This window comes from Paraburkholderia fungorum, assembly GCF_046027605.1.
GTDB classification, from domain to species: Bacteria; Pseudomonadota; Gammaproteobacteria; order Burkholderiales; family Burkholderiaceae; genus Paraburkholderia; species Paraburkholderia fungorum_F.
Genome location: NZ_JAQQEF010000015.1, coordinates 133,386 through 148,192, shown reverse-complemented (window position 1 = coordinate 148,192; position 14,807 = coordinate 133,386). Strand labels below are relative to the sequence as shown.

General features: G+C 63.7%; 11 protein-coding genes. 5 read left to right on the top strand and 6 right to left on the bottom strand.

Annotation, left to right across the window (positions count from 1 at the left end):
• Window positions 1-53: 53 nt before the first annotated feature.
• From PQR53_RS24045 to sauS, 5 genes are all read right to left on the bottom strand, one after another.
• Window positions 54-1,316 (bottom strand): acyl-CoA dehydrogenase family protein, encoded by a 1,263-nt coding sequence (locus PQR53_RS24045; protein ID WP_408459370.1) that lies wholly within the window; start codon window positions 1,314-1,316, stop codon window positions 54-56.
• Window positions 1,317-1,651: 335 nt separating this feature from the next.
• A complete protein-coding gene (locus PQR53_RS24040; protein WP_408459367.1) occupies window positions 1,652-3,322 on the bottom strand; it encodes an FAD-dependent oxidoreductase in 1,671 nt (556 codons plus the stop codon).
• A gap of 171 nt (window positions 3,323-3,493) precedes the next feature.
• Entirely contained in the window at window positions 3,494-4,879 is a 1,386-nt protein-coding gene (locus PQR53_RS24035) for an MFS transporter (protein WP_408459365.1), read from the bottom strand.
• Between the two features lie 141 nt (window positions 4,880-5,020).
• Complete coding sequence (locus PQR53_RS24030; RefSeq protein WP_408459362.1) at window positions 5,021-6,679, bottom strand: AMP-binding protein; 1,659 nt, start codon at window positions 6,677-6,679, stop codon at window positions 5,021-5,023.
• Window positions 6,676-8,121 (bottom strand): acylating sulfoacetaldehyde dehydrogenase, encoded by a 1,446-nt coding sequence (gene sauS / locus PQR53_RS24025; protein WP_408459359.1) that lies wholly within the window; start codon window positions 8,119-8,121, stop codon window positions 6,676-6,678. The genes PQR53_RS24030 and sauS overlap by 4 nt, the downstream gene beginning before the upstream one ends.
• A gap of 198 nt (window positions 8,122-8,319) precedes the next feature.
• On the opposite strand from sauS, the gene PQR53_RS24020 reads away from it, so the two are divergent.
• Window positions 8,320-9,084 (top strand): IclR family transcriptional regulator, encoded by a 765-nt coding sequence (locus tag PQR53_RS24020; protein WP_408459356.1) that lies wholly within the window; start codon window positions 8,320-8,322, stop codon window positions 9,082-9,084.
• A gap of 159 nt (window positions 9,085-9,243) precedes the next feature.
• Entirely contained in the window at window positions 9,244-9,996 is a 753-nt protein-coding gene (locus PQR53_RS24015; protein ID WP_408459354.1) for an IclR family transcriptional regulator, read from the top strand.
• Window positions 9,997-10,122: 126 nt separating this feature from the next.
• Here PQR53_RS24015 and pdxR read toward each other — a convergent pair whose 3' ends face one another.
• Entirely contained in the window at window positions 10,123-11,649 is a 1,527-nt protein-coding gene (gene pdxR, locus PQR53_RS24010) for a MocR-like pyridoxine biosynthesis transcription factor PdxR (RefSeq protein ID WP_408459351.1), read from the bottom strand.
• Between the two features lie 301 nt (window positions 11,650-11,950).
• On the opposite strand from pdxR, the gene tauA reads away from it, so the two are divergent.
• From tauA to PQR53_RS23995, 3 genes are all read left to right on the top strand, one after another.
• Window positions 11,951-13,018 carry a taurine ABC transporter substrate-binding protein gene (gene tauA / locus PQR53_RS24005; RefSeq protein ID WP_408459348.1) on the top strand — a complete coding sequence of 356 codons (1,068 nt, stop codon included), beginning with the start codon at window positions 11,951-11,953 and terminating at the stop codon, window positions 13,016-13,018.
• 32 nt (window positions 13,019-13,050) lie between these two features.
• Window positions 13,051-13,866: a taurine ABC transporter ATP-binding protein gene (locus PQR53_RS24000; RefSeq protein WP_408459345.1), complete on the top strand. Its 816-nt coding sequence runs from the start codon at window positions 13,051-13,053 to the stop codon at window positions 13,864-13,866.
• Between the two features lie 61 nt (window positions 13,867-13,927).
• On the top strand, window positions 13,928-14,779 hold the full coding sequence (locus PQR53_RS23995; RefSeq protein WP_408459342.1) for an ABC transporter permease subunit: 852 nt from the start codon (window positions 13,928-13,930) through the stop codon (window positions 14,777-14,779).
• The last annotated feature ends 28 nt before the right edge of the window (window positions 14,780-14,807 follow it).

The window sequence follows — 14,807 nt, the reverse complement described above, 5'->3', positions numbered from 1 at the left end:
ACGCCGCGCGCGAGCGGCTGCATCGTCGCGCGGCGTCATGCCGGATGCGGGCATCAGAAGTCGGTGGTCAGCATGCCTTCGGGCAGACACGGATGCCGTTCCATCGCCTCGTCGCCCAGGCGTCGCACGGCGTCGCGCCCGATCACCGTGCGATGCACTTCGCTCGATCCTTCGCCGATCTGGTTCAGTTTCGCGTCGCGGAAGAACCGCTCCAGCGGAAATGCTTTCAGGTAGCCGCGTCCGCCCGACAGTTGCAGCGCGTCGGTGCAAACCTTCATGCCGAGATCGGTGGCGTACATCTTCGCCATCGACGCCTGCACCGGCGCATCTGCGTCGCCACGGTCGTAGCTCTGCGCGGCGGCGTCGACCAGAGCGCGGCCGGCTTCGATCTGCGTGAGCGCATCCGCCAGCATCCACTGCACGCCCTGATGCGACCCGAGCGTCTTGCCAAACACGTTGCGATCGCAACAGTAGGTCGCGGCGATTTCGAGCGCACCCATCGCGCGGCCGAGCGCCATCGAAGCATGGCCGAGCCGTGCGCGCACCAGCGCGTCCTGCGCCAGCGCGAAGCCCTCGCCCTCCTGACCGAGCCGCCAGGTCGCATCTACGCTTACGTTGTCGAACTGCAGATCGGCGATCGGCACGCCGAACCAGCCGAGCTTCGCGGTCGGCTCGCTGACCGATAGCCCTTGCGCATCGCGCGGCATCAACAGCGCGACGAACGGATCGTCGGTGCCGGCAACCGCGCTTTCATGTGTGCGGGCCTCTGCTGCGCCGCGGATGCGCGCGATCACCACGTACCAATCGGCGACATTGGCACGCGTGATGAACTTTTTGCGTCCGCTCACGCGATAGCCGTTGCCATCCCGCACGGCTACGGTCGCGAGATTGCGTACGTCGGAGCCCGCGCCGGGCTCGGTCAGCGCGAATGCTGCCTGGATCGAGCCGTTGCATAGCGCGGGCAACAGCCGGTCGGCGACGGCATCGGACGCACCCGCGACGATCGCGCGACACGACAGGTCCGCGCCTGTCACGAGCGACGCCGCCGCGCTGCATACGCGCCCGAGCTCCTCGACCAGCCGGATCCGCAGCCGCTGACGCGCATCGCTGCCGCCATGCCGGCGGGGAAAGGCCGTGCCGATGATGCGATGCTCGACGAGCAGACGGAACGTGTCGGCGGCGAATACGTCTTCCTGCGCGAGCGCATCGGCGCTCGGCCCGATCGTTTCGCGCACGAGCCGGCGCGTGGTGTCGACGAGCGCGCGCTCGTCGGGTTCGAGCGAGTGCAGGAAGCGCTCGCTGAAAAGTCGGGTCATGGTGTCTCCGTGGTGATTGGCGGCATCGAACGGTTCGCGTTTGCGACCCGCCGGCATTGCCGAACGCGGCAATCGGCGGGCCGGCGCGCATCGTCGCGATTCACGCAGAACCTCCGGAATGGACGAGCCGCGAATCATATTCGCACAAGGAAGCAGCGCGGCGGCGCGATTGCGCAGGCTGTTTCGCCTGTCAAAATTCGCTACCCGGAGACAGTCGGCGCCCTGGTTCGCGTCCGCAAAGGCCGTCCTCGAGTCGGCGCGAGAGGGCCCTGGTCACCCAGGTGCAGACGATGAAGGAGCATGAATGAATGAATGATGACGCGCGCAAACGGGCGTTAGCCCCTGGCAAGAAATTGATGAACCGCCTGAATGGCAGCGGCCCCCTCTCCCACGGCAGCGGCCACTCTCTTGACAGAGCCACTGCGCACGTCTCCGGCTGAAAAAATGCCGGGCCGGCTTGTCTCGAGATCATGCGGCGGACGATCTGCTGTCCAGTCTTCGCCGGTATCGGCGCCTGTCAGCACAAAACCGTTCTTATCCAGGGTGACACAATCGCCAAGCCACCGGGTATTGGGTTCGGCGCCCAGAAAAAGAAAAACATGCCGGATGGGCCTGTATTCGATTTCGCCCTGCCGATCCCACCGGATTGCCTCGAGCCGTGATTCTCCACATAACTCGACGATCTGAGTGCGCGTATGAAGGGTGATGTTGGCCGCCGCGTCGATTCGTCTGATCAGATACGCCGACATGCTCGCGTTGAGCCCGTCGCCACGAACCACGACGTGGACATGACGCGCGAACCGCGCAAGGAACACCGCAGCCTGTCCGGCCGAATTCCCCCCACCCACCACGATCAATTCTTCGTTGTTGCAGAAGCCGCCCTCCATGAAGGTCGCACTGTAGTAGATACCGCGACCCTCGAAATGCTCAAGACGGGGAAGGTCCGGCTTCCGGTAGCGCGCACCCGTGGCAATGACGACAGCACGAGCGAACACGTGCTCGTCATGATCGAGGCCAATGCGAAACGATCCGGTGTCCGGGCAATCGATCGTGAGTGCCTCAATGGGCACGCCGACCTCGGCGCCGAACTTGCGGCATTGAGACAGGCCGCGGCCGGCCAAAGCCTGCCCCGATATGCCAGTCGGAAAACCAAAGTAGTTTTCGATCTTCGAACTGGTGCCCGCCTGCCCTCCGGGCGCCTTGGCATCCAGCACCGCCACCTTCAATCCCTCAGATGCGGCATAAACCGCGGCGGCAAGCCCGGCAGGCCCCGCGCCCACCACAACGAGGTCGAAGCGCTCGCCATCGAGCCGGTCCGGACTCAGGCCGATTGCATCTGCGACGGCCCGGTGACTTGGTCGCACAAGGACGACGCCTTGCAACGTGATCACCACCGGAATGTCGGCTTCGCTAGCGCCATAGCGCGCGAGAAGTTCTTTGGCTTCAGTGTGATCGACAATGTCGAAGTACGCCGACGGTTGGCCGTTGCGGCTCAGAAAGTGGCGCAGTCGCAGCGTGGGTGCCGAAGACGTACTGCCAATCACCATCAAGCCGACTTGCTGGCCCTGAATGAAGGCGACCCGGCGCAGGATATACGCGCGCATGATGGTCTCGCTTAACTCCGCTTCGGCGATAACGAGCAAGTGGAGCGAGTCCTCATCGATGACGATGACTTCACAATCGGAAAGCGCGCGCGTCGTCGCCACCGCAGCCCGACCCGCGAGCGTGGCGACTTCGCCGGTGAAACTGCCCGGGCCATGCGTGCCCAGTACCCGGGGACCTTGAACGGAGCCTCGGGTCGCCTCGATCGTTCCGGAAAGAATGGCGAACATCCCGGTGTGCCGGTCGCCTTCGGAATAGAGGACGTCGTTGGCTTTGAACTTGCGCCGTTCGCCGTAGCGCTCCAGTATCGCCAACTGCGCTTCGTCCAGCCTGGGATACACCTGATGGTAGCGGCTGCCGCCTGACGACAGATCATGGGGCTTACCGGAAGAGTCCTGGTTCATGGCGAATTCCATCAGTTCGAGTCAGCACGTGTTACTCGTCGCGGAGCTGCTGCATCCACTGTGGATATGATATCTCCAGTTGCAATGCGCGGTTCCTGATGGACCTTCGTGTGATCGGCGCCTCCCACAATAAATGCGTAAACAACCCGCCCTTCACCGAGCAACCGCCGCCTATCTCCGCCAGCGCAACGGACGGCGCAGATGATGCCGCTCCAGCCGCACCGCGGCGCCCGCGTGAAGAAACGCGGGCATGCCGTCGTCCAGTTGCCGGCCTTCGAGCCGCTCGCGCTCCTCGTCGGCTTCGACCGTGCGGGTCGGATCGATAAACAGCGCGCCCACGATCCCCACCGCCAGCAAACCCGCGGAAATCGTGAACGGCACGTTGTAGCTGCCGGTGGTTTCGATCAGATAGCCGAACACCACCGGCGAGATCATGCCGGCCACACCGAAGCCCGTGTTCATCATGCCACCCGCCGTGCCCGCGTAGCGCCCGCCGATGTCGAGCGGCAAGGTCCACAACACAGGATTGGTGATCTCGAGAAAGAAGAACGACGCCGACAGGAACACCACCGCCATCAGCGGATTGGTCGCGGACACCATTGGCAGCAGGAATACGAGCGAGCCGCCCATGCCCACCACCAGCACCGCGCAGCGCGCAAAACGCAGCCGGCCGGTGCGCTTGTAGAGCCGGTCCGAGACGACGCCGCCGAGGGTATCGCCGATCACGCCCGCGAGCAGTGGCAGCGCCGTGAACAGCGCCAGTTGCTTGAGATCGAAGCCGCGCGCCTCCTTCAGATACGAAGGCAGCCAGGTCAGATAGACCCACAGCAGCCAGCCGTAACAGAAATCGACGAACGTGACGAGCCACATCCGCCGGACCAGTTTGCGCCACGGCGTGGCCGCACGCTTGGCGCGTTCGCAGTCGCCGGCGCGATAGCCGATCTCAGCGGTTTCCTCGGGCGTCACGCGGCGGTTCTGTTCCGGCGAATTCGTAAACACGCAGAGGTACAGCACCGTCCACGCGAGACTCGCCACGCCGAGCAGAATGAACGCGTCGCGCCAGCCGCCCGCTACCACCACCGCGAGCACGAGCGGCGGCGTGACCGCGCCGCCGAGCCGGGCGAAGCTATGGGTGATGCCTTGGGCGAAACCCCGCTCGGCTACCGGCATCCAGTAGGTAAAGGCGCGCGTCGCGGTCGGGAAGGCGCCGCCCTCGCCGATGCCCAGCGCGAAGCGCAACAGGACGAGCATGGCCACGCTGCCCGCGAAGCCGGTGGCGAGCGTCGCCGCGCCCCAGATCAGCGACAACACCGTCAACACCAGCTTCGGCCCGTACTTGTCCGACAGCCAGCCGCCGATGACCTGCATGAATGCATATGGATAAGCAAAGGCCGAGAACACGAGGCCGAGCTGAACTGTTGTCAGCCCCATTTCGTGCCGGATGATCGGACCTGCCACGGCAATATTCACACGATCGATGTACGAGATGAAATACATCAGGCACATGACCGCCAGGATGATGTGGCGCGTCTTCACACGCCGCTTGTGCGTTTGCATGCTGTCTCCGGTGTCTTTTATGTGACGCTTATGGCGTCTGTGGTCGTTCGATCCGTACTTCCTTACTGCGGCGCATTGCGGGCATTGCGGGCCTTCCTCCTATGCCTGCCACGCGATCCGCGCGCGCCGATGCGCATGCCGTCAAGTGGGCACGAGCTTGAGGCGCTGCACCTTGCCCGAAGGTCCGCGAGGCAATTCCGTGACAAAGCGGAACTCCTTCGGCGTCTTGTAGCGGCCCAGTTCGCGCAGACAGTACGCACGCAGATCCGCGATGTCGAGCGCGCCCTGCCCCTCTCCCATACGAGGCACGATGAAGGCGACAATCTCCTGCCCGTAGGCGCTATCCGGTACACCCACCACCGCGGCGTCCAGTACCCCGGGGTGTTTGAGCAACGCTTCGTCGATCTCGCGCGGCGCAATGTTTTCGCCGCCCTTGATGATCAATTCCTTCGCGCGGCCATTGATGTAGAAGTAACCGTCGCCGTCGCGATAGCCGAGGTCGCCGGTGCGCAGCCAGCCGTCGGCGGTAAAGGCCGCATATGTTTCCTCAGCGCGCTTGTAATAGCCGCGCATGACCTGCTCGCCGCGCAGCACCAGTTCGCCGCACTCGTCGGCTGCGCATTCACGTCCGTCACGGTCGATCACCTTCGCTTCACCGCCTGAGGGCAGGCCGATGCTGCCGATCCTTCGCCGCTCCGGATCATAGGGATTGCTGAACACCGGCGCGGCGGTTTCGGTCATGCCCATCGTTTCGATGATGCCGACCCCGAAGCGCGCCTCGAACGCGCGGTGGTGATCGGCGGGCAACGCCGCCGACGCACTGCGGCAGAACCTCAGCGCGGACAGATCGAACGAGCACGGCTCGTCGTTGTTGAGCAGATAGGCGACGATCGTCGGCACCACGTTGATCCATGTGCAACCGTGGCGCGCGACATCGCGCCAGTAGGTGCGCGCGGCAAACCGCGGTGTCATGACCACCGATCCTCCATGAAAGAGCGGCGCAAGCAGCGTCACGACGAGACCATTGATGTGATAAAGCGGCAACGCGGCAAAGACACGGTCGCCGCTGCCGAGGCGGTGCTCGTGCGAGATATTGCGCGCATTGGCCAGCAGGTTTCGATGATCCAGCAGGACGCCCTTCGGGGCGCCTGTGGTGCCGGACGTATACATCAGCAGCGCCACATCGCTTGCGTCCGGTTCCGCGCTCGACGACACATGGGAATCCCAGGCGGATGAAGCTGGCGCATGGAACGCATCATTCGCCGTCACCCGATGCACGGCAGCGACGCCTGCCGCTTCCACCAGCGCGGGTTCGACGCAAGCCGGCAAACGCGCAACGACGGCATCGGGCTCGGTGCGAATCAGCGCAATGGTGCGAGTGATGCCTTGCTCGCGCAGCTCCGCGATCGCGCTCGCCATCGCCGCGTGCGTATCGCCGGAAACAAACACCATGCGCGTGTCCGAATGCTCGACGATGTAGCGCAACTGCGACGGCTGGCACAAGAGATTGAGCGGATTGGCGACGAGCCCGCTGTACATCGCCGCGAGCAGCAGCCTCGCCGTATGGATGCCGTTGCCCATGAAAACCGAAACGACATCGCCGGCCTGCAAGCCTGCTTCGTGAAAGACCGTCTCGAGCGCGCGGCAATCGTCACGCAGCGCCGCAAAGGTCAACACGCCGGCCTGCGCGGCAGCGTCGCCGTCATCCGCGCTTTCAGACGCTGTCAACAGGAAGGGCTTGTCGGGATACTGCGCGGCGCGCGCGTCGATCAGCGCGCGGATGGAGTGAGGCATTTTCATTTGCCGTACCTCGCGAAGAAATCTCCGAGTACGTCATCCAGTTCGGGGACGCGTTCCTCGATCGGATAAGCCACGCGCGTGATGTTCAGGTAATGGTGAAAGTTGAGATTGCTCGAAAAATTGTTGCGGCCCCAGGTTCCGCATCCCATCGACAGCGAAAAGGGCAAGCCGTTATCGAAGTTGCCGCCGGTCGCGAGGCAATGCGCCTGATTCACGATCACGCGCGCCACCGGTAGCGTTGAACCGAGCTGCACCGCCGCCTCGGGGTCGGCGGAATGCAGACCGACCGAGTGCCCGGCTCCCATGTAGGCATAGATGCCGCGCACGATATCGGCGGCGGCGTCGAAAGTGTCCGCGCGATAAACCGTCAGCACCGGTGCGAGCTTTTCGCCCGAGAACGGATAGTCAGCGCCGAAGCCGCTTTCCTCCACCATCAGAAACGCGGGTTCGCGTGCGGCAATGTCGTTGAGTCCCGCAGCCCGCGCAATCGACGCGGCCGAGCGCGCGGTGCAGTGTGCCGAAAGCTTGCCGTCCGACCATAGGGCCGCTTGCAACTGCGCCTTTTGCGCGGCGCCGAGCATCACGCCACCGCAAGCGCCCAGTTCGGCCAGCATGTCCGCGTACACCGCGCTTTCGATGACGACACTGTTTTCGGATGAACAACTCGTGGCGTTGTCGAACGTCTTCGAGCGGGCAATCTTGTGCGCTGCATCGTGCAGATCGGCCGACGCCGTAACGATCGAAGCCACATTGCCCGCGCCCACGCCGAACGCGGGCGTCCCGCTTGCGTAGGCCATCCGCACATTGGCCTGCGAGCCGGTCGCCACGACCAGATCGCACTGCCGCATCAGTTCAGCGGTGGCCGCCTTGCTGATCGGCGCGGGCAGCATCTGGACGAGATCCGGAGACAGCCCGACCTTGGCGAATTGCGCGTGAATGAAATCGATCAGCAGCGCACAAGACGAATAGCCCTTGGGAGAAGGCGCCACGATGACGGCGTTGCCGCATTTGAGCGCGTTGACGATCTTGTTGACCGGCGTGGCCGCCGGATTGGTGGACGGCGTGATCGCCGCTACCACGCCGACGGCGCGCGCGATCTCGACAATGCCCGTGGCGTCATGACGCGCGATCACACCCGTGGTCTTCTGCCCGCGCAGATCGCGTAACAGGCCGAGCGTCTTGCGAAAGTTCTTGCGGAACTTGTCGTCCGCGTTGCCGAGACCGGTGTCGCGCACCGCCAGGTCGGCAAGCTGCCGGTTGCGCGCGGGCTCCATGATCGCCCACGCGGCGGCGTTGGCGGCGGCATCGAGCACGTCCTGTCCCGCGGCCTCGAATCCGCGCTGTGCGGCGCGCGCGCGTTCCACGATTGACGCAACGGCGCGTTCGACTTCGCTCTGTGCGCTCGCGTGTGCTGCTTCGGCTTCTGTGGCCCTGACATTCATACGGTTCACTCCGGACTGAAAAAATTGGCGTTGGTACCAATCTAGTGAGCCGCATCTGCTTCGGAGTCCCGTTTTTTGATTTATTCCCTGCGTGGGCGCAGCGAGAATCGGAAAGTGCAAAATTCGGGACTTTCCATAGTCCCGAAAACTAAACGGTCCGATGCACAATCCAACTTATAAATACGATGAGGAGACAGCGTGTCGACATCGAATCAATCGAATGCGGCGGCCGTACGCGCATTTCGGGTACTCGAAACCCTGGCGGAGGCCAGCGGCCCGCTTTCCATGACGGATCTCGTCCATGTGCTCGAACTGCCCAAGCAGACCGTGCATCGGATTCTGGTTCAGTTGATGGACGCGTGGCTGGTCACGCGCAGCGCCGGTGACCGGCTGTATGAGTGTTCGCCGCGCGTGCGGATGCTGGCGGTCAATGTGCTGATGCACGCGGGGCCGGCAGCCGCCCGCCATGTGCTGCTCGAGCAACTGGTGGCCAAAATCGGCGAGACCTGCAATCTGACCATGCTGGCCGGCAACGACGTGGTCTATGTAGACCGGGTGGAAACGGAATGGCCGCTGCGCATGCACCTTCAACCGGGCTCGCATGTGCCGCTGCACTGTTCGGCAAGCGGCAAGCTATTGCTCAGCTTTCTTCCGAAGGACAGACGCGAGCGCGTCATCGAGACCTTGCCGCTGCGCGCGTATTCCGAGCGGACCATCACGGATCGCGGCGAGTTACGCAAGGAGTTGACCGAGACGCGGCGGCGCCAGCTCGCGATCAACAATCAGGAACATTTGCAGGGACTCATCGCGATCGCGGTGCCGGTCATGCTCAATCGCAATCGCGCCTGCGCGGCCATTGCCGTGCAGGCGCCGGTGGGGCGGGTTGTACTCGATGACCTGCTGGCTTTCCTGCCCGATCTGCGTCTCGCTGCCGAGGAAACGGCCAAAACGTTCCGGCAGTAGCGCGGACGCAGGCACGTAACATTGCGCCGCGCCGCATTCCGAAAAACGGGATGATTCACGTTGAATTTGCGCCCTTCAGGCACCCGCAATGCCCTTAAAACCGCTGCCGGCAAAGGCAGCGCGTTACAATGACGCCGATCCATTTTCCGGAACGGCCATATGACTAAAGCGGATACTCCTACCCTGCGCGCGTTTGCCTTGCTCGAACATCTCGTGCGCGCCGACGGTCCGGTGTCGCTCGCCGACATTGCTCACGACGTCGACCTGCCGAAGGCTTCGCTGCATCGCATGCTGGCTTCGCTCGAGGCCGGTGGCCTGGTGATCCGCGAACCGGGCCAGAAAAACGCCTACGTGATCGGGCCACGTCTCGCGCAACTCGGTCTTGGCGTCATGATGCACTCGGGTGCGCGCCGGCTGCGGCATGCGATCCTGTCGCACCTGGTCGCCGATCTCGGCGAAACCTGCAACCTCACCATGCTGCACGAAACCGAAGTGCTGTATCTCGACCGCATCGAAGCGCCCTGGCCGTTGCGGCTCGATCTCAAGCCAGGCTCGCACGTGCCGGCGCATTGCAGCGCGAGCGGCAAACTGCTGCTGGCCATGCTGCCGCGCGAACAACGCACCGCCCTCATTCGCACGCTGAAGCTCGAGCGCTTCACGCCGAACACCATCACCGATCCCGAACTGCTCGAAGCGGAACTCGATCGCACCGCGCACAAGCGCATCGCCATCGACAACGAGGAATTTGTCGCCGGGATCGCGTGCGTGGCCGCACCGGTGATGGACGAGAACAACACCTGCATCGCGGCGATCGCCGTGCATGCGCCGGTTTCGCGCGCGCCGCTGTCGCGCGCGCTGGAGTTCGTGCCGCGTCTGCAGGAAGCCGCGCAGCAACTCGCCAGGACGTTCTAGTGGGCTTGTTCCGGTGCGTATTCTGCGGCGCTTGTTCCACCGCTGATACGCCGCTTGTTGCGCCGCTTGTTGTGCCGCTTGTTGTGCCGCGTATTTCGCAGCTCATTTCGCGGTTCATTCCACTCCTTAGGCCTCAGGCTGCTGCGCGCGCACCAGCTCCGCGAGCAGGCGTACGCCCGCATCGATCTTTTCGAGCTTGATGGCCGAAAAGCCCATCCGGAAGCAGTGGTTCTGCTCCAGTCCAGTCATGAAGAAAACCCGCCCCAGTTCGATCAGAATGCCATGCGCCTGCGCATCCGCGGCAAGGCGCGTGGCATCGAGCCAAGGCGGCCCCTCGACCCAGCACGAGGCGCCGCCGCCCACCGGCAGATAGCGAGCTTCGGGAAGATGCGTGTCGAGCGCCGTCATCAGCGCCTGGGCACGCTCCCGATAAGCGTGGGCAAGCCGCCGCAGCAGCGCGTCGTGGTGCCCAAGGGCCAGAAACGTGGCGAACGCGCGCTGAATATACGCAGCCGGATGGCGCACCATCAGACGCCGCAGCGCCCGCAGTTCGCGCACGAGTTCACGCGGCCCGACGATATAGCCCAAGCGCAGCCCCGGCGCAAACGTCTTCGACAGGCTGCCGATATAGATCACCCGGTCCGCTGTATCCAGGCTCTTCAACGCCGGATGCGGCGCGCCCGAGAAATTGTTTTCGCTCTCGTAGTCGTCCTCGATCAACACAAAGTCGTGTTTCTGCGCGAGCTCCAGCAGCGCATGGCGCCGCTCGATCGGCATGGTGGCCGTGGTCGGGCACTGGTGGCTTGGCGTCACATAGACGTAGTCGCATTGCGCGAGGAGATCGGCGTCCTCGACCGGGCGCACGCCGCCGCTATCGACCGGCAGCGGCTGCAGCCGCGCATTGCGGTTCTCGAAGATATTGCGGGCATCCGGATAGCCGGGGTTTTCAAAGCCGAGCGTGGTGCGCTCGCTCGCCAGCAGATCCGCGATCAGATAGAGCGCCTGCTGGCAGCCGATCGTCACGACGATTTCGTCCGGCATCGCGAACACGCCGCGCCGCGGCAACACGCGCGTGCGGATCTGCTGGATCAGCGTATCGTCGTCGCGCTCGATCAGGTCCGGCGCCCAGTTGCGGATCTCCATCACCGATAGCGCCTTCATGCAGCATTCGCGCCAGTCGTTGGTCGGAAACAGCGATTGATCGAATTGTCCGTAGATAAACGGGTATTCGTAACTCAGCCAGTTGCCCGGCTTGACGATGTTGCGCTGCGCGGACGGCCGCCTTCTGACGCGCTGATCCCAATCCGGCCGCGCGAGCGCCTCATTGGCCGCCTGCTCCGGGACCGTTTGCAGCGGGGCAAAGTCGTGCCGCCCTTCGAGGATGGCCGGATTGACGAAATGCCCGCTGCGTTCACGCGAAATCAGATACCCCTCCTCCACCAGCTGCTGATAAGCGAGCACGACCGTATTGCGGGCGACGCTCAACTGGTCGGCCAGCTCGCGGCTCGACGGCAGCGCGTGATGCGGCAGGAGCTGGCCGTCCAGAATCGCGGCCACCAGCATCTGGCGAATCTGGCCCTGGAGGCTCATGTTCGATTCGGGTGAACGCTGGAATCGCTGGCTCCAGAGAGCCACCGAGGTACGACTTGCCATGCTTTCTCCTCTGATTGTTGTCGGCGGAGCCCGCCCGCACGAAAGGCGGGCACCGGCATTGTGGACGCGCAAAAAAACGCGCACTAGCCACCGGGGCGGCTGTCGGGGGGAATCGGCGGCGCCGCCCATTCTGGCGCGGGGATGTGGACTCAACGATCAGCCACGTCTGGCCCTAACCCGCAACATTTTTTACTAACGATACTCGCATCAACCCATTGCCGGCGATTGGGACAAGCCCCCGTCGGCGGGGATTGGATTCACGTGTACTCGCGTACCCACAAGGCCATTCTGGAGACCTACGATGAAAAGCGACAAACAACCGAAGTTGTCCCGCTGGTTCGGCGCTCTGGCGCGCCATACGAGAGTGGCGACAGTGGCTGCACTCGCCGCGCTCGCCTGCCTCGCGGCGCAACCCGGCTACGCGCAGGACAAGGAGGTCACGATCGCCTATCAGCAGATCGTCGACCCATGGGTCGTCGCGATCGCGAGCGGCTCCATCGAGAAAGACACGGGCTACAAGATCAACTGGCGGCAATTCGAATCCGGCGCGAAGGTGGCAACCGCGATGGCCTCGGGTGACGTGAAGGTCGGCGTGATCGGTTCGAGCCCGCTCGCCGCGGCGGTCAGCCAGGGGCTCGACCTGCAGCTCTTCTGGATTCTGGACAACATCAACCAGGCCGAAGCGATGGTGGTGCGCAACGGTTCCGGCATCGCCAAACCCTCCGATCTGAAGGGCAAGACGATCGGCGTGCCGTTCGTGTCGACCACCCACTATCACACCATGTTCGCGCTACAGCATTGGGGCATCAATCCGTCCGAGGTGAAGATCCTCAACATGCAGCCGAACCAGTTGGTCGCGGCATGGGAGCGCGGCGATATCGACGCCGCCTACGTGTGGGATCCCGCGCTCGCGCAACTGAAGAAGAACGGCAAGGTCCTGATTACGTCCGGCGACCTGTCGAAGCTCGGCAAACCGACCTTCGACGGGATTGCGGTCGATCGCCAATGGGGCGAGGCGCATAAGGACTTCATGGCAAAGCTCGTCAAAGCCATCGCCGATGCGGACGATCAATACCGCAAGAATGCGGCGCAGTGGAACGCCACCTCGCCGCAGGCCGCCGCGATCGCGAAGATGATCGGCGGCTCGCCGGCCGATGTACCGGAGTCGCTCTCGCTGTACGCGTTTCCGACGCTCCAGGAGCAGGCCTCCTCGCAATGGCTGGGCGGCGGCAGTGCGGGCCGCGCGAGCTTCGCGCTGAAGGACACGGCCAACTTCCTGAAGGATCAGAAACAGATCAGCGCGGTGTTGCCCGATTACTCGAAGTTCGTGACCCCGGTGTATGCCGAAGCGGCAATGAAACTCAAATGACGTAGTCCGGTTCCGTCGCATCAGGAGGCAACATGGAAAGCATGAGAGTCAAGAATGTGAGCGTGGTCTTTCCGGGCCGCAAGCCCGGCCAGACCGTCCATGCACTCGACGACATCAATCTGACGATCAACGCGGGTGACTTCGTCGTCGCGCTCGGTGCATCGGGCTGTGGCAAGACCACCCTGCTCTCGCTGATGGCGGGTTTCATCGCGCCGACCCGCGGCGAGTTGCTGCTCGGCGGCGCGCCGATCGCGGGACCGGGCGCCGACCGTGGCGTCGTGTTTCAGAAGCACGCGCTGCTGCCGTGGCTCAACGTGATCGACAACGCCGAGTTCGGCCTGAAGCTTCAGGGCGTGCCCAAAGGGCAGCGGCGCGAGATCGCCGCGCGCAATCTCGCGCTGGTCGGCTTGCAGGACTTTCACAAGCACATGATCTATCAGCTCTCCGGCGGGATGCAGCAGCGGGTCGGCATCGCCCGCGCGCTGACCTGCGACCCCGCCATGCTGCTGATGGACGAGCCCATGGCTGCGCTCGACGCGCTGACCCGCGAAACCATTCAGGAGCTGCTGCTCGACGTCTGGACGAAGACCAGCAAGATGTTCTTCTTCATCACGCACAGCGTCGAGGAAGCGCTTTTTCTGGCTAGCCACCTGATCGTGATGTCGCCGCGTCCCGGGCGCATCACACACACCTATGAACTGGATTTCAATCGACGCTTTCTGGAAACACGCGACGCGCGGGCCATCAAGTCGAGCCCGGATTTCATCGACATGCGCGAGCGCGTGCTCAGCATCATTTACGGCGACGAGAAAATGCACGCCGCCGAAGCCGAGGTGACACATGTTTAGTTCAAAACGGGCTCACGCCTTGGCGCACGGCCAGCATGTCCCACCCGGATCCGACACGACGATGGAACCACCACGCACCCCTGGCCGCCGCCCACGGCTTCTCGCGAAGAAACCGGCCAGGCCCGGCGACACCTTCGGCGTACCGGGCCACGGCAGCAGCATCGTCACGAGCCTCGTGACGGTCGCCCTGTTCATCGGACTGTGGTTCGTCGCGACCAACCTGCATTGGATCAAGCCGCTCTTTCTGCCCTCGCCGCAAGCGGTGTATGCCAAGTTCGTCTACGTCGCCACCGAGGGTTTCGCCAATTCCACGCTCGCGCAGCATACCGGCGTCAGCTTGTTGCGCGTGTTCGGTGCCTTCGCGCTCGCCTGCGTGACTGCGATTCCGATTGGGGTCATGATGGGCGTTTCGCGCTTTGCGCGTGGCATCTTCGATCCACCGATCGAGTTCTATCGCCCCCTGCCGCCGCTCGCCTATTTGCCGCTCATCATCATCTGGTTCGGCATTGGTGAATTCTCGAAAGTCTTTCTCATCTACCTGGCCATCTTCGCGCCGCTCGCCATCGCCGCGCGATCCGGCGTGCGTTCCGTGTCGATCGAGCAGATTCATGCGGCCTATTCGATGGGCGCCTCGCGCACGCAGGTGGTGCTGTATGTGATTCTGAAGTCCGCGCTGCCGGAGATTTTCACGGGGATGCGGATCGGCATCGGCGTCGGCTGGACGACCCTGGTGGCCGCGGAAATGGTGGCGTCGACCAGCGGCCTCGGCTTCATGGTGCTCAACGCCGCGGAGTTCCTCGCCAGCGACGTGGTGATCATGGGCATCATCGTGATCGGCTTCTTCGCGCTGTGCTTCGACCTGCTGATGCGCCATCTCGAGCGCGTGCTGGTGCCGTGGAAAGGCAGAGTGTGACCGGTTCGGCGTGGACTCAGCGATTGGC

Coding starts and splice junctions, on each gene's coding strand:
- PQR53_RS24045 (WP_408459370.1), bottom strand. CDS start 1,316: ATGACCCGACTTTTCAGCGAGCGCTTCCTGCACTCGCTCGAACCCGAC.
- PQR53_RS24040 (WP_408459367.1), bottom strand. CDS start 3,322: ATGAACCAGGACTCTTCCGGTAAGCCCCATGATCTGTCGTCAGGCGGC.
- PQR53_RS24035 (WP_408459365.1), bottom strand. CDS start 4,879: ATGCAAACGCACAAGCGGCGTGTGAAGACGCGCCACATCATCCTGGCG.
- PQR53_RS24030 (WP_408459362.1), bottom strand. CDS start 6,679: ATGAAAATGCCTCACTCCATCCGCGCGCTGATCGACGCGCGCGCCGCG.
- sauS (WP_408459359.1), bottom strand. CDS start 8,121: ATGAATGTCAGGGCCACAGAAGCCGAAGCAGCACACGCGAGCGCACAG.
- PQR53_RS24015 (WP_408459354.1), top strand. CDS start 9,244: ATGACTAAAGCGGATACTCCTACCCTGCGCGCGTTTGCCTTGCTCGAA.
- pdxR (WP_408459351.1), bottom strand. CDS start 11,649: ATGGCAAGTCGTACCTCGGTGGCTCTCTGGAGCCAGCGATTCCAGCGT.
- tauA (WP_408459348.1), top strand. CDS start 11,951: ATGAAAAGCGACAAACAACCGAAGTTGTCCCGCTGGTTCGGCGCTCTG.
- PQR53_RS24000 (WP_408459345.1), top strand. CDS start 13,051: ATGGAAAGCATGAGAGTCAAGAATGTGAGCGTGGTCTTTCCGGGCCGC.
- PQR53_RS23995 (WP_408459342.1), top strand. CDS start 13,928: ATGGAACCACCACGCACCCCTGGCCGCCGCCCACGGCTTCTCGCGAAG.